The 25,320-nt window shown below is 64.1% G+C and carries 29 protein-coding genes; 7 read left to right on the top strand and 22 right to left on the bottom strand.

The window, feature by feature from the left end:
* The first annotated feature begins 17 nt into the window (after positions 1-17).
* Complete coding sequence (locus TMPK1_RS07730) at positions 18-818, top strand: EipB family protein (protein WP_420242397.1); 801 nt, start codon at positions 18-20, stop codon at positions 816-818.
* A 48-nt stretch (positions 819-866) separates the two neighbouring features.
* Here the strand turns inward: TMPK1_RS07730 and TMPK1_RS07725 are convergent, their stop codons facing one another.
* Complete coding sequence (locus tag TMPK1_RS07725) at positions 867-1,253, bottom strand: GIY-YIG nuclease family protein (protein ID WP_420242396.1); 387 nt, start codon at positions 1,251-1,253, stop codon at positions 867-869.
* Positions 1,254-1,306: 53 nt separating this feature from the next.
* On the opposite strand from TMPK1_RS07725, the gene TMPK1_RS07720 reads away from it, so the two are divergent.
* Complete coding sequence (locus TMPK1_RS07720) at positions 1,307-1,963, top strand: antibiotic biosynthesis monooxygenase family protein (RefSeq protein WP_420242395.1); 657 nt, start codon at positions 1,307-1,309, stop codon at positions 1,961-1,963.
* Positions 1,964-2,037: 74 nt separating this feature from the next.
* Positions 2,038-3,597 (top strand): DUF4214 domain-containing protein, encoded by a 1,560-nt coding sequence (locus tag TMPK1_RS07715; protein ID WP_420242394.1) that lies wholly within the window; start codon positions 2,038-2,040, stop codon positions 3,595-3,597.
* Here the strand turns inward: TMPK1_RS07715 and TMPK1_RS07710 are convergent.
* The 6 genes from TMPK1_RS07710 to TMPK1_RS07685 form a co-directional block, all read right to left on the bottom strand.
* The gene (locus TMPK1_RS07710) at positions 3,594-4,469 is read right to left on the bottom strand and encodes a 5-oxoproline transporter, DUF979 family subunit (protein WP_420242393.1); all 876 of its coding nucleotides are present in this window, start codon (positions 4,467-4,469) and stop codon (positions 3,594-3,596) included. The two genes, TMPK1_RS07715 and TMPK1_RS07710, sit on opposite strands and share 4 nt — an antisense overlap.
* Positions 4,466-5,125 (bottom strand): 5-oxoproline transporter, DUF969 family subunit, encoded by a 660-nt coding sequence (locus TMPK1_RS07705; RefSeq protein ID WP_420242392.1) that lies wholly within the window; start codon positions 5,123-5,125, stop codon positions 4,466-4,468. The genes TMPK1_RS07710 and TMPK1_RS07705 overlap by 4 nt, the downstream gene beginning before the upstream one ends.
* The gene (locus TMPK1_RS07700; RefSeq protein ID WP_420242391.1) at positions 5,122-5,613 is read right to left on the bottom strand and encodes a DUF2937 family protein; all 492 of its coding nucleotides are present in this window, start codon (positions 5,611-5,613) and stop codon (positions 5,122-5,124) included. Before TMPK1_RS07700 ends, TMPK1_RS07705 begins: the two co-directional genes overlap by 4 nt.
* Positions 5,610-6,620: a tRNA dihydrouridine(20/20a) synthase DusA gene (gene dusA / locus TMPK1_RS07695; protein ID WP_420242389.1), complete on the bottom strand. Its 1,011-nt coding sequence runs from the start codon at positions 6,618-6,620 to the stop codon at positions 5,610-5,612. Before dusA ends, TMPK1_RS07700 begins: the two co-directional genes overlap by 4 nt.
* A gap of 112 nt (positions 6,621-6,732) precedes the next feature.
* Positions 6,733-7,233 carry a hypothetical protein gene (locus TMPK1_RS07690; RefSeq protein WP_420242388.1) on the bottom strand — a complete coding sequence of 167 codons (501 nt, stop codon included), beginning with the start codon at positions 7,231-7,233 and terminating at the stop codon, positions 6,733-6,735.
* A gap of 73 nt (positions 7,234-7,306) precedes the next feature.
* Positions 7,307-7,741 (bottom strand): VOC family protein, encoded by a 435-nt coding sequence (locus TMPK1_RS07685; RefSeq protein ID WP_420242387.1) that lies wholly within the window; start codon positions 7,739-7,741, stop codon positions 7,307-7,309.
* Between the two features lie 122 nt (positions 7,742-7,863).
* Between TMPK1_RS07685 and TMPK1_RS07680 the strand changes: the two genes are divergently transcribed.
* Positions 7,864-8,424, top strand: a complete 561-nt coding sequence (locus tag TMPK1_RS07680; protein WP_420242386.1) for an NAD(P)H-dependent oxidoreductase — start codon at positions 7,864-7,866, stop codon at positions 8,422-8,424.
* Between the two features lie 45 nt (positions 8,425-8,469).
* Here the strand turns inward: TMPK1_RS07680 and TMPK1_RS07675 are convergent, their stop codons facing one another.
* The 5 genes from TMPK1_RS07675 to TMPK1_RS07655 all read right to left on the bottom strand — a co-directional run bounded on the left by TMPK1_RS07675 (position 8,470) and on the right by TMPK1_RS07655 (position 12,489).
* A complete protein-coding gene (locus TMPK1_RS07675) occupies positions 8,470-9,123 on the bottom strand; it encodes a PEP-CTERM sorting domain-containing protein (protein WP_420242385.1) in 654 nt (217 codons plus the stop codon).
* Positions 9,124-9,246: 123 nt separating this feature from the next.
* Positions 9,247-9,987: a metallophosphoesterase family protein gene (locus tag TMPK1_RS07670; RefSeq protein WP_420242384.1), complete on the bottom strand. Its 741-nt coding sequence runs from the start codon at positions 9,985-9,987 to the stop codon at positions 9,247-9,249.
* A complete protein-coding gene (locus tag TMPK1_RS07665; protein WP_420242383.1) occupies positions 9,984-10,898 on the bottom strand; it encodes a DMT family transporter in 915 nt (304 codons plus the stop codon). The genes TMPK1_RS07670 and TMPK1_RS07665 overlap by 4 nt, the downstream gene beginning before the upstream one ends.
* Before the next feature lie 103 nt (positions 10,899-11,001).
* A complete protein-coding gene (locus tag TMPK1_RS07660) occupies positions 11,002-11,871 on the bottom strand; it encodes an amidohydrolase family protein (RefSeq protein WP_420242382.1) in 870 nt (289 codons plus the stop codon).
* A 12-nt stretch (positions 11,872-11,883) separates the two neighbouring features.
* Positions 11,884-12,489 carry a TetR/AcrR family transcriptional regulator gene (locus tag TMPK1_RS07655; protein WP_420242381.1) on the bottom strand — a complete coding sequence of 202 codons (606 nt, stop codon included), beginning with the start codon at positions 12,487-12,489 and terminating at the stop codon, positions 11,884-11,886.
* A 76-nt stretch (positions 12,490-12,565) separates the two neighbouring features.
* Between TMPK1_RS07655 and TMPK1_RS07650 the strand changes: the two genes are divergently transcribed.
* The gene (locus TMPK1_RS07650) at positions 12,566-13,018 is read left to right on the top strand and encodes a hypothetical protein (RefSeq protein WP_420242380.1); all 453 of its coding nucleotides are present in this window, start codon (positions 12,566-12,568) and stop codon (positions 13,016-13,018) included.
* Between the two features lie 129 nt (positions 13,019-13,147).
* Complete coding sequence (locus TMPK1_RS07645) at positions 13,148-13,576, top strand: SH3 domain-containing protein (RefSeq protein ID WP_420242379.1); 429 nt, start codon at positions 13,148-13,150, stop codon at positions 13,574-13,576.
* Between the two features lie 3 nt (positions 13,577-13,579).
* On the opposite strand, the gene TMPK1_RS07640 is transcribed toward TMPK1_RS07645, so the two are convergent.
* The 8 genes from TMPK1_RS07640 to TMPK1_RS07605 all read right to left on the bottom strand — a co-directional run bounded on the left by TMPK1_RS07640 (position 13,580) and on the right by TMPK1_RS07605 (position 20,227).
* Complete coding sequence (locus TMPK1_RS07640; RefSeq protein WP_420242378.1) at positions 13,580-13,864, bottom strand: hypothetical protein; 285 nt, start codon at positions 13,862-13,864, stop codon at positions 13,580-13,582.
* A 37-nt stretch (positions 13,865-13,901) separates the two neighbouring features.
* Entirely contained in the window at positions 13,902-14,327 is a 426-nt protein-coding gene (irrA, locus tag TMPK1_RS07635; RefSeq protein WP_420242377.1) for an iron response transcriptional regulator IrrA, read from the bottom strand.
* Between the two features lie 96 nt (positions 14,328-14,423).
* Positions 14,424-15,821, bottom strand: a complete 1,398-nt coding sequence (locus TMPK1_RS07630; RefSeq protein WP_420242375.1) for an NAD(P)H-dependent flavin oxidoreductase — start codon at positions 15,819-15,821, stop codon at positions 14,424-14,426.
* A 66-nt stretch (positions 15,822-15,887) separates the two neighbouring features.
* Entirely contained in the window at positions 15,888-16,601 is a 714-nt protein-coding gene (locus TMPK1_RS07625) for a glycerophosphodiester phosphodiesterase family protein (RefSeq protein ID WP_420242373.1), read from the bottom strand.
* A 24-nt stretch (positions 16,602-16,625) separates the two neighbouring features.
* Positions 16,626-17,630 (bottom strand): ABC transporter ATP-binding protein, encoded by a 1,005-nt coding sequence (locus tag TMPK1_RS07620; protein WP_420242372.1) that lies wholly within the window; start codon positions 17,628-17,630, stop codon positions 16,626-16,628.
* Complete coding sequence (locus TMPK1_RS07615) at positions 17,623-18,402, bottom strand: ABC transporter permease (RefSeq protein WP_420242370.1); 780 nt, start codon at positions 18,400-18,402, stop codon at positions 17,623-17,625. The genes TMPK1_RS07620 and TMPK1_RS07615 overlap by 8 nt, the downstream gene beginning before the upstream one ends.
* Positions 18,399-19,223, bottom strand: a complete 825-nt coding sequence (locus TMPK1_RS07610) for an ABC transporter permease (protein ID WP_420242369.1) — start codon at positions 19,221-19,223, stop codon at positions 18,399-18,401. Before TMPK1_RS07610 ends, TMPK1_RS07615 begins: the two co-directional genes overlap by 4 nt.
* The gene (locus tag TMPK1_RS07605; protein ID WP_420242368.1) at positions 19,220-20,227 is read right to left on the bottom strand and encodes an ABC transporter substrate-binding protein; all 1,008 of its coding nucleotides are present in this window, start codon (positions 20,225-20,227) and stop codon (positions 19,220-19,222) included. Before TMPK1_RS07605 ends, TMPK1_RS07610 begins: the two co-directional genes overlap by 4 nt.
* Positions 20,228-20,361: 134 nt before the next feature.
* Between TMPK1_RS07605 and TMPK1_RS07600 the strand changes: the two genes are divergently transcribed.
* Positions 20,362-21,258: a nucleoside hydrolase gene (locus TMPK1_RS07600; RefSeq protein WP_420242366.1), complete on the top strand. Its 897-nt coding sequence runs from the start codon at positions 20,362-20,364 to the stop codon at positions 21,256-21,258.
* Between the two features lie 5 nt (positions 21,259-21,263).
* On the opposite strand, the gene add is transcribed toward TMPK1_RS07600, so the two are convergent.
* Complete coding sequence (gene add, locus TMPK1_RS07595) at positions 21,264-22,397, bottom strand: adenosine deaminase (RefSeq protein ID WP_420242364.1); 1,134 nt, start codon at positions 22,395-22,397, stop codon at positions 21,264-21,266.
* 13 nt (positions 22,398-22,410) lie between these two features.
* Positions 22,411-25,320, bottom strand: a complete 2,910-nt coding sequence (locus TMPK1_RS07590; RefSeq protein ID WP_420242362.1) for a TonB-dependent receptor domain-containing protein — start codon at positions 25,318-25,320, stop codon at positions 22,411-22,413.

Raw genomic sequence — 25,320 nt, 5'->3', positions numbered from 1 at the left:
TCACCGCAGCCCTGACGATGGGGGTCGCTGTTGCCAGTGCAGCGCCTGCGACCGCCGTCGCACCGGCTGCCGCCGCAACGGCGCCAGCGCCGCATAAGGCGATCTATCAAATGACGATGGTCCAGTCGAAACAGCCGGGTCAGATCGTCAACGTATCGGGCCGGATGTATTACGAGTGGCGCGATGGCTGCGACGCTTGGACGACCGACCAGAAATTCGCGCTCGACTATGTCTATGCCGAACAGAATTCGACTCGCTTCAACAGCCACTACACGGCGTGGGAGTCGAAAGCGGGCAACGATTATTCCTTCGCGGTGAAGCGCACGCGCGACGGCGAACTGGTCGAAGAATATCGCGGCACCGCCAAGCGCGCGAAGGCGGGCGTCGGCACGGCGAAATACGTCAAGCCGGAACCGGAATCGCTCGACCTGCCGAAAGACTTCTTCTTTCCGACCTCGCACACGATGTCGCTGATCCGCAAAGCCAACGAAGGCCAGAAGATCTTCAACGCGCAGATGTTCGACGGCAGCGACGGTGAAGGCGCGGTCGAAGTGAACGCGGTGCTGGGCCCGCGCGTCGACAAAGACGCGTCGGCGCAGATCCAAAGCCCGCTGATCGAAGGACCGGCGCGCAAGATCCGCATGGCGTTCTGGGGCGCCGATCCGAATGCGGCGCTGCCCGAATATGAAATGACGCTGACCTTGCACGACAACGGTGTCGTCAGCGGCATGCGGATCGACTACGACGATTTCTCGATCCAGGGCCGCCTGACCGCGCTGGACGCAATGCCGGCCGCGAAGTGCAGCGCTAGCAAGTGACGATTAGCGAACGCTAATCGTCATCCCCGCGCAGGCGGGGATCCAGGTCTACGCGCCGAGTTGTTCGTAGAGGTCGTTCCAGCCGGAATTTTCGGCTTCGATCAGACGGATTTTCCACGCGCGGTTCCAACGCTTGATCTGTTTCTCGCGGTGGATCGCGGCGGTGATTTCCTCGTGGCGTTCGAACCAGACGAGCAGAGCGACGCTGTGCTTCTCCGTGAAGCCGGCGACCTTCTTGCTCTTGTGCTCCCAAACACGCCTGCGCAGGTCGCTCGTCACGCCGACATAGAGCGTGCCGTTTCGCTGACTTGCGAGCATGTACACATAGCCGCCGCGTTCGGACACCTGGATCCCCGCCTTCGCGGGGATGACGATATGAGGTGGTGAGCTCGCGGTCCACGTTTCGGCCGCGCCCGAAACGTCTGTCGGAAACACACCATCGCCTCCCGCGTTTTCGCCGTTAGATTTGGCGCGAAGCGGGAGGCGAAATGTTTTCGGTCATCTTCGAAGTCCAGCCGCGCCAAGAGCGGTTCGACGAATATCTCGACATCGCCAAAGGTCTGAAACCGATCCTCGAGGCGATCGACGGCTTCGTCGACAATGAGCGGTTCGAAAGCCGCACGCGGCCCGGCTGGCTGTTGTCGCATTCGACCTGGCGCGATGAAAAGTCGGTGGTGCGCTGGCGCACGGTCGGCGAACACCACGCGGCGCAATCCAAGGGCCGCGAAGAAATCCTTGCCGACTATCATCTGCGCGTCGGCGACGTGACGTTCGACAGCAAGCCGACCGACAAAGCGCCGGTTCGCGAACAGCGGTTCGACGAAACCGAAATCGGCGACGCCAAGTTGATGACCTTGACCGAACTCGTGCCGCACGACGGCACCGAAATCAGCGGCGACGTGGTTGCGCAGCTGGGCCTGACCGGCGCCATCGCGCACGACCTGTTCGCCAGCATCTACAACAAGGGCAAGCTGGCGCTGCTGGTGTCGTGGAAGACGGCAGATGCAGGTGCGGCGTGGCAACCGGCGACGTTCGACGGCGTCAAAGAACTGCGCCACCGCCGCGTACGGATCGTGCGCGATTACGGCATGTCCGATCGGCGTGAAGCACCGCAATTCTACCAGCCGGTCCGGCGGCAGGCCTAAGTCGCGGGTGCCAACACGAGACGGCGTCAAGTTGCGGTTGCGCAACGCCGCGCGGACCGGTCATAAGCTTTTGCGTGTCCACGACAGATCCAATTGCCGCGCTCGTACAAGGTGCGCGCTGGAACGCCGGCCAGCCGCTCGGTACCGCCGTCACCATCACCTATTCTTTCCGGTCCAGCATCAGTCCCGGCTATTCGCTGGGCGCGAATGGAACACCGGCCGCATCGTTCCAGAGCTTCTCGGACTCATGGCGCGGCGTCACGCGCGAGCTACTGCACGCAATCGAGCAGGTCGCCGGCGTGCAGTTCGTCGAGCTGCCGGACAATGCCGATGCGACCATCCAGTACGGCGCATTCGCGATCATTGGCGCCGGTGGCCTCGCCTCGTATCCGAATCTTGATTCGAACGGAAAGCCGGCCGGTACTGCGGGCGATGTCTGGATTCACACCTCCGTCATCAACGGCAGCATTCGGGGCGAGTCGACCCAGGTCGTGCTGCACGAAACGCTACATGCGCTGGGTCTGAAGCATCCGTTCGACGGTACGCCGGATCAGCAGATTGTCGCGGCGCTCGATCACATTCCCTACACGGTGATGAGTTACGGTCAGTTCGAAGGCCTGATGCAGGCCTCGCTGGCAGGACTCGAACGACCGGTCGGACGTATGGACATGGCGCCGCTCGACATCGTGGCGCTGCAATATCTCTATGGCGCGTCCAAGCTGGTGACTGCGCCTGGCGACGATGTCTATCGCTTCGACGGCTCGCCAATGTTGCGCAGCATCGTCGATTCCGTTGGTACCGACACGATCGATCTCAGCGCATCGACGAAGTCGGTACGTATCGATCTGCATGCCGGCGCGACCTCGTCACCCGGCATCTGGACTGGTGATGACTGGATCGCAGCATTGGTCGCGCAAGGAAAAAGCGCCAGCAGCGCTGCTGCGTTCGTGCGCGATCCGAACATCAGCATCAACCTGTATACGGGTATCGACACGCTTTCGATTGCGCCCGGGTCAGTGATCGAGAACGCGGTCGGCGGGTCGAACAACGACACGCTGATCGGCAACGCGTCCGACAATCGTCTGACGGGCAATGGCGGCAACGACCAGCTCGATGGTGGTGCTGGCTTCGACACGGCGGTCTTCAGCGGCGCGCGCGGTGGTTATGCGATTACGCGCGCTGCCGACGGCAGCATCAATGTCGCCGGAACGGACGGCAACGACCGGCTGCAGGCGATCGAGGCGTTGCAGTTCGGCGACAAGCTGGTCTTTGCACTAGGCGGTAGCGACGCCACCATCGCGCGCCTCTACGCCGCTGCGTTTGCACGGGCGCCCGATGCGGCCGGGCTCGCATTTCAACTCAGTGCAGTTGCGGGCGGTATTTCGGCGCAACAGATCGCGACCAACTTCCTGGGTTCAGCCGAATTCATCGCACGCTATGGTACGTCCTTGTCAGACGTCGCCTATGCGACCGCGCTCTATCGCAACGTTCTGGGCCGAGATCCCGACGCCGGTGGTTTGGCGGTGCAGGTCGACGCGTTGGCGCATGGCACGAGCCGCGCGACATTGCTGTTGGGTTTTGCCGACTCGCCGGAAAACAAAGCACGCGTCGAAGCCGATTGGTTGCTGGCCTAACGCCAGCCGAGCAACCAGATCAGCAGCAGGTTCGCCGCCAGCACGATGAGTCCGGTCGGCGCTTGCGCTTTGATCACGCCCATCCGGTCGCGCAGTTCGAGCAAGGCGACGGGCACCAGATTGAAGTTGGCCGCGAGCGGCGTGCACAAGGTGCCGCAGAAGCCGCACAACATGCCGATCGCGCCGATCACCGCAGGATCGCCCCCGTCGCGTACCAATAGCGGAATGCCGACGCCCGCGGCCAAAATCGGGAAGGCCGCGAAGGCGTTGCCAAGTGCAATCGTGAACAGCGCCATGCCGGCACCGTAGAGCACGATCAAGCCGATCCGTCCCAGCGACGGCGCGATGAGATTGACCGCGGCGGCGACCTCATCGCCGACACCGGCAATCGCGAACATCGCGCCCAACGTCGCCAGAAGTTGCGGCAACAGGATCGCCCAGCCGATCGAATCGAGCAGGCGTCGCATCTCGATCGGTGCAGCGTCGGGACGTTCGCGCAAGATCAGCAACGCCAGCGCCAGCGACAGAAATACAGCGACGCCGAACGCGATCAAGGTGCGATCGGTCTCGGCCAGGAAGAGATGGCCGGTCAGGGTGAACAGCACCGTCAAGAGCGGCACCGCAAGCGCCAGCAGCAACAGGCGCGGCCGTCCCGGCTTCGGCGTCGAGACGCGCGGCGCAAATCGTACGCGCACCGCCAGCGCAACTAGTACCAGCGCAATCGCGCCATTCGTCCAATCGGGCAGCAACGTGCCGAACAAAAGCTCAGCTGCGAACAGCCCCCAGAATAGGCTCGACCAGCCGCGTTTGCTCAACGCAGCCGCGGCCATGATCAGGCCAAAGCCGATATAGATGTGATCGAGCGTGATCATTGTGCGCGCAGCCGCTGCGCAAAGCGGCGCAAGCGCAGCGCATGTACGATGAAGGCGACGATCGCGGTCGGTGCAGCCCAGACCGCGATCTGCAACGGTTCGAGCGCAATGCCGGACTGCGCAAAGACGGCGCGGATCAGCAACACCGACCCCATCGCGAGAAACAGATCTTCCCCGAAGAACGCGCCGACATTGTCGGTCGCGGAGGCAAAGGCGCGCACCTTCTGCCGCTCGTCGTCGGTCAACGCGGTCCGGCCGTGTTCGGCGGCAGCCTCGACCATCGGCGCCACCACCGGGCGCACCATTTGCGCGTGTCCACCCAACGCGAGCAGCCCAACCGCTGCGGTTGCCTGGCGCAAGAACAAGTAGGAAATCAGGATCCGGTCCAAGGTCGCGCCCTGCAGCCGCGCCACCGTTTCACGTGCCGCATCACGCACGCCGTTGCGTTCAAGCAGCCCAACGAACGGCAGCACCAGGAACGTCAAAGACAGATACCGGTATTTCGCAAAAGCAGCGCCGATCGCCGACAGAAGTTCGGCCGGTCCGAGGCCCGCAACTGCACCGGCGGTCAGCGCTGCGGCCGTGACCGTGATGGCCATATTGAATCGCAGCAACGTGCCGAGCAGCAGCACCGCAACTGCGGTAAAAAAGATCATGTACGCCGAAAACGTCGCTTGCGGCGCGGCGATAGAAGCGCGCCGAAGATCAACCCGACCAGCGCGCCGACACCCGTATAGACGAAGCCACGCAGACCGGCAGGGAAAGCGGGTTCGTAGCGGTGCACGACCGCGCGTAGCATGTCGTGATCGACGCGGCGTACGAATTCGATCGGCAGGTGCACGAGATCGGCGCCGGTCAGCGCCGCCGCATCGTCTTCATATTGCTGCGCTCGCGCCAGCGTCGCGCGTTTTTCGACGCCGTCGCGATGCACGATCTGATCGTCGCTCTGTTCGAAATGCGCGATCCAGGCGTCGAGATCGAGTCCGGCTTCTTGCGCCTGCGCCCGCATCGTCTGCACCGCGCGATGGAGTTCATCCAAGCGGCCCAGCAGACGCTCGATATAGAGATCGGACAGATGGGCGAACTGGCTGCCGACCAACAGGCCGGCGCCGAGAACGATCCAGGCGAGGAGACGTCCGATCACGCGGCGCGCGCGCTGATGTCGGTACGCACCAGCTTGGCGGCGCGCTGTAACAATTCCGGGCCGGCGCCCGGCTTGTGTGCTTCTTCGCTCAACATGCGGCGGAAGGCGCGTGCGCCGGGCAGGCCTTGGAACAGGCCCAGCACGTGCCGTGTCATCGCCGACAGATACACGTCGCGCGCACGCTGCGCTTCGACGTACGGCAAAAACCGTTCGATGATGTCGTGCCGGTCGGGCAGGGGACGGCCGAACAGCGCGTGCTCCAGTTCGGCGAGGATGTAGGGCGTGTGATAGGCTGCGCGCCCGATCATTGCGCCATCGATGCCGGCGTCAAGTTCGCGCTGCACCGTTTCGACCTCGGTCAGCCCGCCATTCAGCACGAAGGTGAAATCCGGGAAGTCGCGCTTCAAACGATGCGCGATCTCGTAGCGCAGCGGCGGCACTTCGCGGTTCTCTTTCGGCGACAGGCCCGACAGGATTGCGATGCGCGCATGCACGACAAACAACGTGCAGCCCGCTTCGGCGACGGTGCCGACGAAGTCGCGCACGAACTCGTACGAGTCGCTTGCCCCGGACCCTGATCCGGGGTCGATGCCGATGCGATGTTTGACCGTCACCGGTTTCGGCTGCGCGTCGCGCATGGCGCGCACGATGTCCGCGACCAGTGCCGCTTCGCCCATCAGGCACGCACCGAAGCGCGCGGCTTGCACGCGGTCGCTGGGGCAGCCGCAATTCAGATTGATCTCGTCATAGCCGAACGCTGCGCCGGCGGCGGCGGCGATTGCCAGCTGTTTCGGATCGGCGCCGCCAAGCTGCAACGCCACCGGATGCTCGCTCGTATCGAAGGCGAGATGGCGCGCCGCATCGCCGCGATTGATCGCGCCGGTCGCAATCATCTCGGTATAGAGGAACGCATCAGGCGCAATCAGGCGATGGAAGTACCGGCAATGCCGGTCGGTCCATTCCATCATCGGTGCGATGGACAGCAGGTGCGGTGAGTGGGAAATCACGAGCGAGGTCGGGCAATCGGTGGGGCAGGTGCGGGTTACCTAGTACGGAAACCGCCGACTTTCGACCTTTTTCGGGCCGGCGCGACGTCTTGTGACGCCGCGCCGCCCAGGATCAGGCGTGTACGCCGACCATGCCGCCGCTGCGTGCACGGCGAACCGCGACGAAGCCGGCATAGACAAAGAACAGCAGCACAACGAGCTGCGTGATGCCGAAGGCGGGCTCGCTGCCGGTCGGCGCCAGCGCATGCAGGCCGGGTACGCGCAGATAGAGTTGCGCCACCAGCACGAAGGTCAAAAAGAACTCGCTGGCGACCAGGCCCGCAATATAGAGCGAGCGAAACGCACCGCGCAGACCGAAGGTGAATTGCGCCAGCAGCGTGCCCGCAAGCACGACCAGCGCAACGCCGCCGACAATGTGCGACGGCAGGATCTGCGTAATCGGAAAGAAGAAGCCCGTGAGGCTGGTAGCGATGGCGGTGATCAGAAACGGACGATTCCAACGCGGCACCGTCGTGCCTTGCATGAGATCGGCGACAACCACGATCCCGATCAGCAAGGCGACAATGCTCAACGCCGTATGAAACAAGGTGAGCAGCGCAAGACCCATGGACATCCGACCCTCCATAGCAACGGCGAGGCGTCGAGTAGGGCACGGAAGCGCCGATTAGGGAAAGCGATCCCGTCCATCAGCCGGTTTTGCGTTTCTTCTTTTGCGCAGTTTTCTTCTCGCCGAACTTCATTCCTTCAAGTTTCAGCCCGTCCGGGTCGAGGAAGAAGACGGCGTAATAGTCGTCGTAATACTCGGCGGTCGGGTCGACGATCTTGGCCTTGAGCTCCTCTTTCAAGAAGCGCTGGAGCTTGTCGACGTCTTTGCGGCTGCGCAGCTCGAACGCGTAATGGTGAAAGCCGACATCACCGATCCGGTGCTTGGATGTCGTTCCCTTCTTGTCAGCTTGCCCGATCCAATAGCGCGTCTTGCCATTGGTCCAGCCGATCGCCCCTTCATATTCGTCGAGCACATCGAAGCCGAGAAACGCGAACAGCTTGCCGTAGAAGTCTTTGGACTTGGCGAAGTTGCTGACGCGGACCGACAGGTGATCGATATTGACGACGCGTACCATGGTTGCTGTCTCCGTAGTTCCGCCAAGGAAACGCCCGCGGCGGCTGATCGGGTCCGTTCCATGCAGATCAGCCAAGTGACAAGCTCGCTTGCCGCGGTCGAAAGGGAAGCCAAAGTCGCTGCATGACAACGACCCGGTCTTTTCTCTTTCTGCTCGCCGGCGCCCGTCGCGACGGCAATAGCGAACGTCTCGCGCGCCGTGCGGCGGCTGCATTGCCGGCCGACGTGCAACAGACCTGGCTGCGTCTCGACGAGGCGGCGCTGCCGCCCTTCGCCGACACGCGCCACGAGCCGTCGGGCGGTGTGTATCCGCCGCCCGAAGGCGACGCGCGGCGCTTGCTCGACGCGACACTGGCGGCCAGCGACCTGGTGTTCGTCGCGCCAGTCTATTGGTATTCGCTGCCGGCGCCCGCGAAGCTCTATCTCGATCACTGGTCGGGTTGGATGCGTGTGCCGACTCTCAATTTCCGTGCACGCATGGCATCGCGCGGCCTCTGGGCGATCACTGCGGTCAGCGACGAAGATCGCAGCGTCGCCGAGCCGCTGCTGCAGACGCTGCGGCTCACGGCCGACTACATGGACATGGTGTGGCGCGGTGCAGCGATCGGCTATGGCAACCGGCCGGGCGACGTGCTGAACGACGCGACCGGCGTGGCGCAGGCCGACGCGCTATTTGTTCGCTGAGCGAGCCGGCGCGCGGGAGGTGCGTGCGCGCGCCGGCTCTCCTCATCAACCGAACCGCACGCGGCGCACGCCGAACAAGGCCAACAGGCCGACCGCAAGCAGGGTGACGCTGGCGGGCTCCGGCACGCCGACATTCGACGCGTCGGGTGCGAAGTCGGAAATGTCCGCGTTGCTGTTCAGCGCGACGCGTGGCCAGAGGTTGAACGTGAAGGCGCCCTGACTCAGCCCCCGTGACGAGACGAGATCAAGCGGCAACAACGCGGTGACGACATTGTCCTTGATCGTGATCACGCAGGTACTACACGGCTTCAATCCACCGCCCGCCACGAAGTCGAGCGTATTGGCGGTGCCGTCATTGTTGACCAGCAACACAGTGTCGAACTTCACGCCAAACCCGGCCGGCGGCATGCCATGCACGAAATGCTCCTGGCCGGCGCCGCGATCGATGCCCCAGGCATAGATGCCCGCATGGCTCGTATCGATGTTGCCGGCCATGACGCCGGTCAGTTTGAAATACGAACCCTGAAAGCGAACGTCGATTGCAGCGACGTCGAGATCGGGCGTTTTGGCGCCGGTGAAGGTCGAAAGAAAAACACCGACATCGTCGGTGACGTGACCGCTGGGAACGGCGCGCGCGGGCGTCGCCAGTCCGAAGAGCGCGGCGATCGCAATCGCTACGCCGAGTCGACAAATATGCATCCACAGTTCTCCTGATTGATGCGCCGGAGAACTGTTTCTGATCGCTGTGGCGCGCGGTTTTACTCCCGCACCATCAACGAAATTTTCTATACGAACGCGGTCTTCGGAAAGTCTTAGCGCCTATCAGACGCGTCCGGTGCGCAACGCCATCGCCCAGTCGCTGCGACCGTTGCTTTCGGCGATGCGCGCTTCGTCATTCCACGCATAGGGGACGGCGATGAAGTCGACCAGCCAGCCGGACTCCCCGCGCGTGAAGATGGCGTAGCGTGCATGCGGCGATCCGGTTTCCGCCGTGTGCGGATAGACGTGATCATCCTCGTACGCCTGCAATCCGACACTGCCGGGATTGACCACCAGCCGTCCGTCGTCGAGCCGTCGCATGCGCGGTTGATGGCTGTGCCCGCACAGAATGAGTCGCGCGTCGCACGCACCAACGCGCGCCGCAACCTCGTCATGAGTCGCCGGGCGCACGCCCGTCGGCACGATGGTTTCGAGCAGATAGGTCAAATCGTCAGTCGGCGTGCCATGACAGAGCAGCACGTCGTGATCGAGCTGATAGGTCGGCGGCAAGGTCGCAAGCCACGCACGCTGCGCCGGCGTGATCGCGTCGGCGGCGAAGCCGTCTGACGCGCCCATCTTGTCGCGTGCGTATTGCAGCAGCTGGCGTTCGTGATTGCCGGCGATCGCAATCGCGCCCAGCGACATCAGCCGGTCGGCGGTTTCGCGCGGCTGCAACGGCCCCGACAAAAGATCGCCGAGCAGAACGACGGTCGCGATGCCGCGCCGTTCGACGTCGGCAATCACGGCGTCCAGCGCGGTCAGATTGCCGTGAATGTCGGCCAGAGCGGCGAATTGTTGGATCATGCGGCACCGCCGGCTGGAACTGCGGCGGCTGCGCGCTTGCGCAACGGCGACTTCATCAAGGTAATCGCGTTCCCGCCCAGTGCGAAGAGCAAACCGAACGACAGGCGCGCGCCCCATTCATAGCCTTCGAAAAAGTGCGAGATGATCAGCGCGACGATGGGAATCAACAAAGCGCTGTAGGCGGCGCGCTCGATGCCGATGCGGCCCAGTAAGGTCAGATAGCAACCGAACGCGACCACCGATCCGAACAAAGCGAGATAGGCGAGCGACAGCAAATACGGCGTGCTGAGATCGATGACGAAGCGGTCGCCGCGGATCACGACCAGCACAGCGCAACACAGCGCGCCATAGGCCATCGCGATTGCGGTGCCGGGCAGAACCGGTACGCCATGTTCGGAATTGCGGATCGCCACCATGTTGCCGAGCGACGCCAGTAGCGTACCGCCGACCGCGATCACCAACCCGACGCTGCCGGTCTTGGCGAGGTCGAACGCGACGATGTCGGGCCAGAAGGTGATGACGACGCCAGTGACGCCGACGCAGGCGCCGAGCAGCGCGCGCATCGGCAGCGGGCGACGCAGCAGCAGGGCAGCCAGCACGATGTTGAACAGCGGCAGCAGCGAGAAAATCAGCGCCACCAGGCCCGAGGTGAGATAGCGCTCGGCTTCGTAGACGAGTTCGTAATTGCCGCAGAACATCAACGAGCCCAGCAGCGCCAGCCGTGCGTGCTGTCCGCGCGACAGGCGCAGCGACTGGCCGCGCGCAGTGCACCACAAGGCCATCGCCATCGCGGCCAGCGCAAAGCGCCAGCAGACCGATACCGAAGCAGGCACGTCGCCAAGCTGGAATTTGATCGCCAGCCAGGTCGAGCCCCAGACCAGCACGATCGACGCGTAGAGAAAGATGTTCATCGGGCAGAATTCGCAGCCAGGAAGTCAGGTTGCGATCGAAGCGCCCGCCGCGCCACAACAACAAGTGCCGCTCGCGCACGGCACGCAGGACCAATCTGCGTTGCTACGGCGTGAGTCCGAGAAGCGAAACCGCGTTGTCGTGCAGCACTTGCCGTTGCTCGCTGGCGGTCAGACCGAGCTTGCGCACCGCTGCAAGCGCAGCTGCGGGCGTGTCGACGGGCCAGTCCGAGCCGAACAGAATCCGGTCCGTCCCGATCTGCCGCATCGTCCAGACAAATTCCGCCTGCAACGGCGAGCCGGCATAGGTCGTGCCGATGGCGGAAATGTCGAACCAGACATTGTTGGTGCCGACGCCGATCTTGCGCAGTTGCGCGAAGGTCCCGGTCTCGCGGAACTGCGAGAAGCCCATATGCGCCAGCACGAACTTTGCTGTCGGATTACTGACCGTCAGCAAAACAAACTTGCCGATCTGCGACGCGTCCCAGGGTTTGTACGAATCGAACAGCATGACGAGACCGAGACGCGCACATGCCGCGGCGACGGTCGCGACAGCGGGATCGCTGACATCGAAATTCTGCGTGTTGGGATGCAGCTTCACCATCTTGGCGCCGAGCTTGGCCAGTCGCTCGAGTTCGGCGATCGCGGCCTCGCCGTCGGCTGGATGCACCGAGACTACGGGAAAGAATCGGCCCGGTGTCGCCGCGGCGGCGGCAATCACCGCATCGTTCTGCGCCTTGGTCGCATCGATCTGGCCTTTGCGCGCGATGACGATCAACGCGCTTTGCTGCACGCCCGCTGCATCGTCGAGCGTGCGTAGCGCATCGGTGCCCAGCGGGTGGGTCTTGTTCAGCCCGTCCTTGTCGCTGAGGCGCAGATGCGCGTGCACGTCGATGATCGGGCCGCGATAGGCATCGGCGGCGTAGGCCGACGTGCTGGCCAACAAGACGAGGGTGACAGCGAACAGGCGATGCACGTTTTTCTCCGATCAACGTTTGCGTAGGGCCAGCGCAGCCTGCGCGAGGTCGCAGACGATCGCTTCGATCTGCTGCGCGCTGCGGCCGGGCTGGTCCAGATGACGATAGAATTCGAAGCTTGTCAGCGCGAACAACGTGTCGACCAGCTCTTTTCTACGGGCTGGCTTGTCGCGCGGAAATATCCGGCTGAGCAAGGTATCCAACAGCTTGCGCCTGCGTTCCTTGCGTTCTTGCAGGTTGCTTGCAACGTCAGGATCGCTGGCGGCCAGCGCCAGCTTCAACATTGCGATGCCATAGTTGCCCCAGAAGCGGCAGAAGATTTCGACGACGCGCAACAGCGCAGCATGCGGATCTTTGCCCGCCATGATGTCGTGCAGTTCGAACAGGCCGCCTTCTTCGGCGATGTCGTCGAACGCCGCGTCAAGCAAACCTTGTTTGGTTTCGAACTGGTTGTAGACGGTGAGGCGCGTGACACCGGCGCGGTTGGCGACCGTCTCCATCGACAGCTTGGTCTGTTTTGCATCGGCCAGCACGTCGCGCGCGGCCGCCAGAATTTTGGCGCGCGTTTCCGCTGCCGCAGAGTCACGCACGTCGCTGCGATAGGGGCGGGGCTTCACGCGCGTTGCCGCTGCTTGACGGCGAAGATGTCCACTATACAGTGTGTATAGTCAATCATGGAGCTTGGGAATCATCATGGACTTCGGTGGACTGATCCTAGTCGCGCGCGGCGTGCACGTCCTTGGCGGCGTGGTGTGGGCCGGCTTCGTGTTGCTGGCCTGGGTGATCATGCCGGCGCTGGCAAAGCAGCCCGACCAGGCGAAGCTGGTGCCGCGCCTGACGGGGCCGGCGGCGCTGCTCACCTTGCTGTCAGGCATCTATTTGATGGCGACCTTGCATCCGGGCGACACGTCGAACACCGGCCTCGCGCTCAAGGTCGGTGCGCTGGCGGCGGTGCTGTCGATCGTGGTCGGCGCAGCGCTCATCGGCCCGCGCTCGAACAAGCTGCTGCGCGCGGCGCGCGGCGAGATCGCACTGGACCCGCAACTGCGCGGACGACTGCAGACGACCCTGTCCTTCGCCACCAAGCTGAACACCGTGCTGATGTTGATCGCAGTACTGGCGATGGCGACTGCGCGCTATCTCTGAACGCTATCTCTGGCGGCACGATCGCGCTAAGCAGATCGGAGACTTCGTCTTCGTTGATTGCTACTGCTCATGCGCGTTTCGTTCCGCCTCTTTCTGCCGTTCTTCGCGATGTTCGTCGCGGGAGCCGCCATGGCCGCGGACGACGCAAAGAACGCGGCGCGGTTTCAGGTCCTGCGCTCGGACAAGGTCAATGTGCGGGCAGGGCCCGCGACCTCCTATCCGATCGATTGGGTGTTCACGCGCAAAGGCCTGCCGGTCGAGGTCGTCGCCAGCTTCGATACGTGGCGCAAAATCCGCGACATCGAAGGCACCGAAGGCTGGGTGCATCAAGGCATGCTCGCGGGACGCCGGTCGGTGATCGTGCAAGGCAAGCAGCCCAGCCCGCTGCGCGCCGAAGCGAAGTTCGGCGCGCCCCCTGTCGCAACGTTAGAGCCGGGGGTGATCGGGCGGCTGGTCCGCTGCGATCCGACCTGGTGCGAAGTGCGCGTCGATTCCTATCGCGGCTGGATGACCCACGAAGAATTGTGGGGCGTGATGCCCGGCGAGATCGTCCAGTAGATCTCAGTCGTCGTCGGTGACGATGACCAGATCGTCGTCTTCCAGATCGTCTTCGTCGAAGACATGTTCGAGCACGTCGTAGGGCGGGCCCTGCAGGAACGGCTCGGCCGCATCGCCTTCGTAGGTCGCTTGGCTTCCGTCATCGCGATCGACCGTCACTTCGTCGACGCGGATTGCGACGATCGTGCGCGTGCCGACGTCGGTGACGCGCCAGCGCGTGAATTGGCCATTGGCCAAACCGGGCGCGACGAATTCATCGCCGATCGAGAAATCCGCGGGCGTTTTCATGGTTGCTCCGAAAGCGAGCGAAAGAAGCAGAGGCCTTTTACGGCTTCGCGACGCGAATGACGACGTCGACGCGCTTGATCTCGCTGCCGTCGGGGGCGGCAGGAAGTTTGCCCAGCGTCATCTGCGCCGGATCGATATCCATCAGCCGCCCATCTTCTTCGAAGAAGAAATGGTGGTGATCGTCGACCTTGGTGTCGAACCAACTGCGCGTCGCATCGACCGAGACTTCGCGCAGAAGCCCAACCGAGGTGAACTGGCGCAGCGTGTTGTAGACCGTCGCCAGCGACAGGTTGGCCCCCGCACCGGCGGCTTCGTCATACAGCTGATCGGCGGTGAAATGCCGTTCGCGCCCGTCGAACAGCAGGCGCGCCAAGGCAAGGCGCTGCCGGGTCGGGCGCAGCCCAAACTCGGCCAGGCGCGCGGCCGGGTCCTGGTGGTCGTGGGTGGGGGCGTGGTCGGTCATCTGGAGAGAATCTAGCGCGTTCGCTCGTAAAGGAAAGTTTGGCCGCCAGCCCGCCCGCGAAGCCTTGGTGAACGCGGGAAACGGGCTGGGTTTTGTCTACCTGCCGGTCGAAATCCGGTCGACCAGCTGGCCGACCGTCGGAATGAAGCCGTTGGCGTAGAACGGGTCGTCCCGGAACCGGTAGGCGCGGTTGCCGGCGAACATCAGCTGGTGATCGACGTCGCCCGAGTGGGCGATGTTCTGCAGCGTCTTCTGGATGCAGAAGCTGCGCGGATCGGCCTTGCGGCCGGTCGAGCCTTCCTCGTTCTGCGCCCAGTTCGAGAAGGCGCAGTGCGACAGGCAGCCCATGCACTCGATCTGGTCGGTGACGATCTGGTTGCTGTCTTCCGGCGTAACGAAGATCAGCGTGTTGTCCGGCGTCTTCATCGCTTCGGTGTAGCCCTGCGCCACCCACGCATCGGCCGACTTCTTGTCGTGATGCGTCAGGAACACGTGACGCCCGCGCTTGCCGAATGGGAATTCGCAATCGTGATCGGCGACCGCCTCGGTCTGATAGGCGACCTGACGTTCGCTACGTTCCTGCAAGTGCCGCAGGAATGGGTTGCGCACCGCCGACGAATAGAAACCGGTCGGCGAGAAGCGGTTGAGATAGACGTCGCCTTTTTCGAGCGTCAGCAGCTTCTGCTTCCACGCGGGCGAGATCGGGCTTTCCTGCGTCAACAACGGACGCGTGCCGAACTGGAATGCGATCGGGCCGAGTTCCGGATTGTCGAGCCAATGCTCCCATTCCGACAGCCACCACACGCCGCCTGCCATCACGATCGGAATATGATCGAGCCCAAAGCCCGCCATCGCTTCGCGCAGCTGGCGCACGCGCGGATAGGGATCTTCCGGCTTCAACGGATCTTCGACGTTCGACAGGCCGTTATGTCCGCCGGCAAGCCACGGATCTTCGTAGACGACGCCGCCAAGCCATTCGGGGAAGCGATTGTAAGCGCGCTTCCACAACGCATTGAAGGCGCGCGCCGACGAAACGATCGGGTAGTAGAAGACGCCATAGCGCGCACACAGCTCGGCCAGGCGATACGGCATGCCGGCACCGCAGGTGACGCCGTGCACGAGACCTTTCGCGCCTTCGAGAATGCCGTGCAGGATGCGTTCGGCGCCGCCCATTTCCCACAGCACGTTGACATGCATGCGGCCGTTCCCGTTGGAACGTTCGTGCGCAATTTTCGCCTGCGTGACGCCGCCTGCGATTGCGTAGGCGATCAATTCTTCGTGGCGCTCGCGACGCGTGCGGCCGTGATAGATCTGCGGAATCGCAACGCCGTTGGCGTCGTAGCTGTCGGCGTTGACGCCCGAGAACGTGCCGATGCCGCCCGCTGCGGCCCATGCGCCCGAGCTTTCGCCGTTCGACACGGAAACGCCCTTGCCGCCTTCAACGATCGGCAGCACCTCTCGCCCCGAGATACGCAGGGGATTCAACGGCTTCACAGCAAGAACTCCGGACCTTCTGGAATGTCGAAGTTCATATAGCCCGGGGGCCTGTATCGGAAGCCTTTATGCCGCCGCAGCCAGGAGCAGGCCGGGGCGGTCGCTGAAAACCCCAGCGATTCCGCGGGCCCACAACATGGTCGCCTGGCCCGGATCGTTGACCGTATAGGCCAGGACGGGCAGGCCGAATCCGGTAAAGCCCAGCGCCTGGTCGGCGCGGGCGTTCAACGTGGTGCAGCCGTAGGACCGGGCGGTCGCGATCGGGTCGGCCCCCCAGCGCCCATCGATCAGCGCGCCGCGCGGCACCGACGGCGCGAATTCGGCACAGGCGGCGACGCAATCCGGATCGAAACTCGACAGAAGAAGTGTGAGATCGCTGCCCGCGATCTCGGCTGCCACCGCCTTGGCCAACGCCGCCGCGTCGCCGGGCTCGGCTTTCAGTTCGACGTTGCAGCCAAGCCCAAGTTCGCTCGCCAGTGCCAAGGTCGCGGCCAAGGTCGGCACGCGCGCCTGCGCGAAAGCCGGTCCGAACCACGAGCCTGCGTCGATCGTCGCCAGGCTTGCAGAGTCGATCGCGCGCGCCGGTCCGCGTGCAGTCGTGGTGCGATCGAGCGTCGTGTCGTGCAGCACGATCGCGACGTCGTCGCGCGCAAGCCGCACGTCGAATTCGATCCAGCGCGCGCCTTGGCGATGCGCTTCGCGAAACGATTCGAGCGTGTTCTCGGGGGCGTCGGCGCAGGCGCCGCGATGGCCGATGACGCGAGGCAGGTCGAGCTTCATCGACGGCAAGGAAGCACGGCGATGTTACGCGGGCAAATCCGCAGCAAGCGGCGCGGCGCGTGCGAAGGGCAGGTCGAACGCGACCGCCTGGCCGGGGCCGTGACGCGGCGCGTCAGCGGCCACTTCGGCTTTGATCGGACCGAACTCGCTCTCGATCAGATACTCGACCGTCTCACCCAGATAGGAGGCGCCGCGCACATGGCCTTGATAGGGGCCGGTGCCGACGACGACATGGCGCGGACGCCAGCCGAACGCATATGCGGGCCCAGGCAGGCGCGCATGTGCGGCGAGGCGCGCGGCGGTGAGAATGGTTTCGAATCCGACGAAGCGCGCGACGAATTCGTTGCGCGGCTTGGCGTAAATCACCTCGGGCGTGCCGTCCTGTTCGATCCGTCCGGCGCGCATCACGATGATGCGATCGGCCAGCGCCAGCGCTTCGACCTGATCGTGCGTGACATAGATCATCGGCAGGTTCAATTCGCGCTGCAGCCGCGTGATCTCGCTGCGCATCTCCAGCCGCAACCGCGCATCGAGATTCGACAGCGGCTCGTCCAGCAGCAGTAAACGCGGTCGCACCACGATGGCGCGCGCCAGCGCGACGCGCTGTTGCTGCCCGCCCGACAATTCCTTCGGCAGTTTTTCCTCGGTACCGGCCAACCCGACGCTGGCGAGTGCCTGGATTGCGCGGGTCTTGATGTCGGCATCGGGCAGTTTGCGCAGGCGCAATCCGAAGGCGACGTTCTCGAACACGGTCAAATGCGGGAACAGCGCGTAGGACTGGAACATCAGGCCGACGTCGCGCTTGTTCGGTGCGACGCGGGTGACGTCGGCGCCGTCGATGACGATACGGCCGGCCGAGGGTTTCAACAGGCCGGCGATGGCGCGCATCGTCGTGGTCTTGCCGCAACCGGACGGGCCCAACAGCGCCACGAACTCGCCCGCGCTGACGGCGAGATTGAGCTTTTCGACCGCAATCGTGCGGCCATAGCGCAAGGTGACGTCGTGCAGGCGAAGAAATGCGTCAGACATAGCGCGACAATCCCAGCAGACGTTCGGCGAGAAACACGATCGCAATCGACAGCAGCGCTAGCATCGCCGACAGCGCCGCGATCGACGGGTCGTAGGTGAAGTCGATCCGTGCAAGCATTTCGATCGGCAAGGTCGAGATGCCCGGGCCCGACAGAAACAGCGACACCGGCACCTGATTGAACGAGGTGATGAAGCTGAGGATGAAGGATGCGATCACGCCGTTGCGGATGTTGGGCGCCACGATCTGGAAGAAGGCCTGCAACGGCGTCGCGCCCAGCATGATGGCGGCGTCTTCGATATCGACGCGCAGATTGCGCAGGCTGGCCGCGACCACGCGCACCGCATAGGGGATCAACAGCGCGATATGCGACGCCAACAGCGCCGGCCGTACGCCGATGCCGAGCGGAATGACGAAATAGCGTAGCAGGGCCAGGCCAACGACGATGCCCGGCACGACCAGCGGCGACGTCACGACCGCGCGCACGATGTTCGCGCCGGGCGGATCGAGCCGTTCCAGCGCGTAGGCGGCGGGAATACCGAGCAGCAACGCACCCAACGTGCTGAGTACCGCCAGCGCGAATGAGATTGCAAAGGCATGACGCAACTCTGCAATGGCCACTACCGACGCGGCCCAGCGCAGCGACACGCCTTCGGGCGGGAAGGTCAGCGTCTCGCCGTCCGAGACACCCGCAGCGAGAATGATCACGAACGGCCCCAGCAGGAACAGCAGCACCGCTCCCAGCGCGGTCCATTGCAACGCGCGGCCGTTCACTTCGACCGTCCTTTTGCCAGGCGGCTCAACACCAGCTTGGCCAGGATGCTCATCGAAACCAGCAGCGCGGTGATCACGGTCGCGGTTGCGATATCGTCGGTGACGTTGACGCGCTGATAGAGCAGCGTCTCGAGCATCAGGATCTTGGCGCCGCCCAGCATGGCCGGCGTGATGTACGCAGTGATCGCACCGGTGAAGACCAGCACGCCGCCAGTGGCGAGACCGTCGCGCGTCAACGGCAGCAGCACGCGCGTGAACACGACCCACCAGTTCGCACCCAGCATGCGCGCGGCCGGCACCGCGTCGCGCGGCACGTTTTCCAGCGCGCTGACCAAGGACAGGATCATCAGCGGCAACAACAGCTGCAGCAGCCCGACGAACACGGCCGGCTCGGTATAGAGAAAGCGCAACGGCGCATCGGTGAGGCCGAATTGCAGCGCCAGATTATTGACCAGGCCGGTACGCCCGAGCAGCACGATCCAGGCATAGGTGCGCGCCACCGGCGAAATCATGATCGGCAAGGTCACCAGCCCGACCAGACGCGCGCGGCTGGTCGGCGACAGATCGACGATCGCTAACGCGGCGACATAACCCAGCGCGATCGCAGCCAAGGTCACCAACGCGCCGATGCGCAAAGTGCGCAGCACGACTTCCTGGTGCAGCGGGTCGGCGAAGAACTCGACATAGCGCTGCAGGCCGATGGCGCCGTCATCGCGCTGGAAACTACCCGCTAGCAGAATCGCCAACGGCACCAGAAAAGCGACGAACACGAAGAGTGTCGCTGGCGTCAGCAGAAGCAGGCCGCGGGTCCGTGCGTTCATCGCGCAATCGTCTCGTTCCACGCCTTGGTCCAGGCGGCACGATGATCGAGCACGACCGCGGGCGCGATGAAATTCATCCGCTCGATCATCTCGGGCCCATAGGTCAGCAGCGATGCGACGTTGGGCGGCAAGGTGGCTTCGCGGTTGGCCGGGCTGTCGACCAGATCCAGCGCCATCGCGGTCTGCACCTCGGTCGACAACCATTTGTCGAGAAAGCGCAGCGCCAGCGCGCGGCGGCGCGAGCCTTTGATCAGCACCAGCACATTGCGCCCGCCCGCATCGCCTTCGCTTGGGCTTGCCCATGCGATCGGCATGTTGAGCCGCAGCAGCAGCGGCAGGTTGTAGCGTCCCGTCACCGCGGCCCAAGCTTCGCCCTGCTGAAACAGCTGCACCAGATTGGCGCTGCGTTCGAAGAAGGTAACGACACTGCGCTTGTTGGCTGCGACTTGTGCCAGCGCGCCGGCGAAGGTCGGATCGCTGCCGCCTGCAGCGCGCTCCAGCATCTGCAGCAGCAGCGGCCCGCCCGATGAAGTCAACGTCGGCAGCACCAGACGGTCTTTCAGCGACGGCGACCACAGATCCCGCCACGACGAGATCGCGACCTTGTCGGTGCGATAGACGATGCCGGTGGCATAGACCGTGTAGCCGACGGCCATGTGGCCGCCGATCGGATCGCGCGCGAATTCGTAGAGCTTGTTGTAGTTGCTGAGGCGGCTGACATCGATTGGATCGAGCAGGCCGCGCCGCAGCGCTGCCAGCGCATCGAAGTCCGAGAAGACGGCAAGATCGACTTCGGGATTGTTCTTGCGTGCAGCGAGCTTGCTCAGCCGTTCGGCGCTATTGCCGGTTTCGACCACCAAGGTACAGCCGCATTCGGCTTCGAACGGCGCGTAGAGATTCTTGCGAAACGAATCCTGCGACACGCCATAGACCGAAATCACCAGACGATCGCCGCCCTGGTCGTCGCCGGGTTCGTGAAAGAACACGTAGGCGAGATACGCCACGCCTGACACTGCGATCGCCAGGATGCCGATCCGCCTCAGCGTTGCGATCAGTCTAGCGTGTTGCAACGCGCACCGTTTCGAGCAATGACAATCGAACGAGGCTGAACGCAGCCACGCCGGAAGGAAAGAGCCATATGGCGGTCTGGATCGATTCCGACATCGGATTTGACGACATCTGGTCGGTGCTGATGGTCGCGGCCAGCGAGAAGATCGCAGGCCTGTCGCTCAGCTTCGGCTGCACGCAGCTTGCGCGCGTGCAGGACAGCGCGTCGCGCGCGGCCGCGTTGTTCGATTGGACCTTCCCGATCTATGTCGGCGCTGCACGGCCCTTGCTGGGTCCGGTGATCACCGCCGAAGACGTGCTGGGCCCAACCGGCATGCGCGGCGGCGATCTGCCGTCGGCGCCGTTGCGTGACGATGGTGACGCGGTGGCGGCGCTCGCTGCCTGGGCGCGCGACGGAGCCGGGCCCAAACGCGTGCTGGCGCTGGCGCCGCTGACCAATCTCGCCGCGTTGTATCTGGCCTATCCCGATGCAGCGTCGCGCATCGACGAGATCGTCTGGATGGGTGGCGCGCTGACCACCGGCAACCAGACTGCGTCGGCCGAATACAACGCCTTCGCCGACGTGGAAGCTTTGGCTGTGCTGCTCGATCGCGGCGCACCGTTGCGCCTTGTCGAGCTGGATGCGTGCCGCCGCGTTCTGGTTGGCGCGGCGCAGATCGACGCGGTACGCGCTGGTGGCCACGCGCAGGCCAAGCTGCTGGCGTCGTTGCTCGACGGCTATGTCGATATTGCGCGGTCGCGCGGGCGCGAAAAGATGGCGGTTTATGATCCGGTCGCAGCGGCCGTGTTTCTCGACCCGTCGCTTGGCCGCTACATGCCGGCGCGCATCGATGTCGAGCTGCAGGGGCTGACGCGCGGACGCACCGTGATCGATACGCGCAAGACGGTGACGCCGAACGCGTCGTTCCTGTCCGAGCTGGATGCAGACGCGGTGCTGCGCCGTTGCATGGCGGCGCTGACAGGCTGACGCCGTCACGGCAAGGTTGATTCCTGCCAGCTGGTTGCCGTCGTCAGCGCATCAAATTCGATCGGCCATGCTGCAGCCCATGCGGTGCGGCGCGCAGTATCGATCCACGCACCATCCAGCCCGTGCAGCATCATCTGGCGCAGTGCGGCGATGTCGAAGCCGAGATGGCTATACATCAACTCCCACGCGCCGCCCGGCGTGACGTTGTGCAAAGTCGGGTCGTCGCTGTTCGGATGCAGCTTCAGCCCTGCACGCGCCATGGCGCGGATCGGATGTTCCGCTGCCCAACGCTCGGGTTCAAGCGTGCGCAGGTAATAGGAATTGGTTGGCACGATCGTAAATACGATGCCGCGTTCGACGCAGCGTTCGACCAAGGCCGGGTTTTCCAAAATCGAATAGCCGTGATCGATCCGGTCGACTTGCAGCAGATCCAGCGCGGTCGCGACATTGGTCCACGGCATGCCGAATTCACCCGCATGGGCGGTGGCGCGCAGCCCGGCGCGACGCGCCCGGTGATAGGCCTCGGCAAATAGTTCGGGCGGCCGGTCGTTCTCGCGATAGTCGATGCCGATGCCGGGAACCGAGTCGTCGCGATTGGCGATCAGAAGCTCGACCATCGCAACCGCGTCGTCGGGCGTTGCTTCGCGGTCGATGCTGGGGATCAGCAGCGAGCTGATGCCGAATTCGCGCTCGGCGTCGCGCATGCCGGCGACGATGGCGTCCTGCAGCGCGGCATAGGGCAGCTTCGCGTCGCGGATGGTTGCGGTAGGGTTCCAGAAGAATTCGGCGTGCCGCACGCCTTCGCGCGCTGCATCTTCGAGATACTCGTAGGCGATGCGCCGGAAATCATCCGGCGTCAGCAGAATATGTTTCTCCAGCGTGCGCAACACATGCAGCACGCCGACCGGCCGCGCACCGCGCGCGTAGAAGCTGGCGATCTGATCGGATGTGACGGGCGCTGCGCGCATCGCCGCCAGCTCGGCGAAGGTCGATTGCCGCACTGCGCCGAGCAGATGGCAGTGAAGTTCGACTTTCGGGATGCGGCGGAAAATGTCGCGTTGCGCCGCCGTGACGGTGCGGCCGGTTCGGGGCGCAGGCACGTTGCCGATGCTGCGCCCCGAAGTCTGCGTGTTGCTCAAGCTTGCTCCGACCTCAGAACTTATACGTCGCGCCGAGGGACATGTAGCGACCGATCGAGTCGTACATGCCGCCATAGAACGCGCCGTTCGCAACCTGGCCGCCGGTGCTCGCCGACAGCGGCGGGTCCTTGTCGAGCAGGTTGTTGATGGCGAGGCGCAAAGTCAGGTTGTCGTTGAGCGCAGCGCTGGCCGAGAGGTCGAAATAATGTCGCTGCGCCATTTTCAGATCGTAGGGCTGGTACGTGGCGGTGAGGAACTGCGCGCTGCTCGACTTGTCGTTGCTGGTCGAGCCGATAAAGCGCCACGTCGCCGACACCGAATAGGGACCGTCAGCCGGCGTCCAGGTCGTCGTCAGGCGATGCCGCCAGGTCGGCAGCGGAATGCCGCACGTCACGCCGAACAAACCATCGCAACGATAGGACGGCGTGCCCGACAAGATCTGCACTTCGTATTTCGACAGATGCGTGCCGGCAAAGTTCAGCGCGACGGCGCCGTAGCTGCCGAGATCCATCGCGTAGGTCGCGGCGACGTCGATGCCCTTGGTCTTGAGATAGCCGGCATTGACGTAGGTGGTGGTGACGAAACCGCCGGTGACGAGCGAACCGGTGGCGGGGTTGCGCTGGATCAGATTGCAGAACGTGTTGGCGTTGATGCACTGGGTCAGCTCGATACCGGCCGGCACAGTGGTGATCAACTTCTGCACGTCGATGTCGAAATAATCGAGCGACAAGGTCAGGCCCGGGATCTGCGGCGGGTTGAACTGCACGCCGAACGTCTTGGTGCGTGACGTTTCGGGCGACAGATTGGGATTGCCGCCGATCAGCGCGCCGCTCTGCTGGCCGGCAGCCGGTGCGATCAGGCCGTACTGCACGGCGGTGACGCCCGAACGCTGGCACGCAGCGAACGACGCCGTCGGACGTGCGCCTTCGCACGGATCGGTCAGTGCTGCGGTGACGGTACGCTGCGGTCCGAACAATTCCGTCAGGTTCGGCGCACGCACCGCACGCTGCAGGCCGCTGCGCACGCGGATGCCCTGCACCGGCGACCATTCGGCGCCGAGCTTGAACGATTCCGTGGTGCCAGCGGTGCTGTAGTCGGAGTAACGACCGCCGACTTCTGCCGACAGGCTGTTGAAGAAGGGACGATCGGTGATCAGCGGAATGCGCGCTTCGCCGAACACTTCCTTGACGTCGAACGAGCCTGCGATCGGGAATTCGCCGCCCGAGTTACCGGCCGTGTCGCGCGTCTGGTAGTAGATGTCGGGCGTGAAGCTGATTTTCTCGTGGCGATACTCGGCGCCGGCAGCGACGCTGATCTTCTGCTCGCTGAGCGGGCTGAGCTTGATCAAGTCGCCAGTGACCGAACCGCTGCCGATCGCTTCTTCGAGATAGCCGGTGCGGCGCACCGTGTTGGTGACGTAGTTCAGCGCCGCCGCCGAGGTGCCGCCGATCTGCCAGATATTGAACGGCACGCAGGACGGATCGGTGCCGTTCAGCGCCGCGGCGCAGACCGGCTGGCCGGCCGCGTTCGACACCACGTTCAGCCCCTTGGCGAATTTCGCCAGCGAGATTTCGTTGGTGAGGCGCGAGCTGTAATCGGTGAAGCCGTACTGGCCGTACACGTCGTACTTCCAGCTGCCGCCGAGATCGCCGCGCACGCCGCCGACCGCGCGATAGGAATCATGCGTCGTGTAATCGTGGCGCGAGCCGCCCAGCGCGTTGCGGTACGACACGTTGACGGTGGCGTTCTGCGCCGGCGTCAGGCCGACCGAGCCGCAAATCTGATCGCGCTGCGACGCCGACAGGAACGGATTGCTGCACGAAATCTGTTCCGGCACCGTGAACACGCCGGTCGGCGAAATACGGATGTCGGCGCGGTCATGCATGTACATGAACTCGCCGTATAGCTCGGCCGACTTTGCCAGCTCGTACTTGCCGAACAGCGCGCCGTTGATGCGCTTGTCGGGCGCCTGCAGATCGTAGGTGTTGCCGTTGTTGAATCCGTCGAGCGCTGCCGTGTAGGTGCGGAACGTGTTGCCGGTCGCGGGATTCAGCGCCAGCGTCGCGCGCACCGCGCCGGTGGTGGGATTGGTCAACTGGAATTGGCCGGGGAACGTCGTGCTCGACAGCGAGCAGCCATAGCCGGTCGCGTTCGCAGCCAGGTTGCAGGTCGGGAAGTCACGCTCGGACGTGCCGATGCCTTCGATCTGGCGATAGCCGACATAGCCGGTGATGTTGCCGCGCCCGTCGGCGAAGTTTTTGCCGAACGTGACCGAACCCGCACCTTGCGGTCCGTCGAACGTCGTGCCCGACGGATAGGGCTGGCCCGCAGCGCCCGCGACGCTGCGAATATTGTTGCCCTGGGTGTGGCTGGCAAAGCCGGCGTCGGCGTTGACTTCGATCCCTTCGAAGTTGCGCTTCATGATGAAGTTGACGACGCCCGCAATCGCGTCCGAGCCGTACACGGCCGACGCGCCGCCGGTGACGACTTCGATCCGCTGCACCAAGGCTGCGGGAATGTTGTTCAGATCTGCTGCCTGCGCCGACGCGCGCGCCGGATCGCCTTGCATCAAACGGCGACCGTCGATCAGCACCAAGGTGCGCTGGTTGCCGAGATTGCGCAGATTGATCGTCGCGGTGCCGCTGGCACCGACCGTGCCGCCGCGATTGCCGGCGCCCTGGTCGGCATAGACTTGCGGCAGCGTGTTCAAGAGATCTTCGACGCGCGCGGCACCACGTGCCTGCAGCTCGGCGCCGCTGACGGCGCTGACCGGGCTGATGCTGGTCGCGTCGGGGTTGCGGATGCGCGAGCCGGTGACCACGACTTCGGTGACGTCGGGCGGCGCGGTCTGCGCCTGCGCCTGTGTGGTGGCGAGGAGAAGCGCGGCCAGCGCGGCCGCCTGCTTGGTTGTGATCCCGGACAT

It is taken from the genome of Roseiterribacter gracilis (genome assembly GCA_018332375.1).
GTDB lineage: Bacteria > Pseudomonadota > Alphaproteobacteria > BOG-932 > Roseiterribacteraceae > Roseiterribacter > Roseiterribacter gracilis.
Note: the sequence above shows the minus strand (reverse complement) of the source record. Positions and strands in the feature narration are given on the sequence as shown.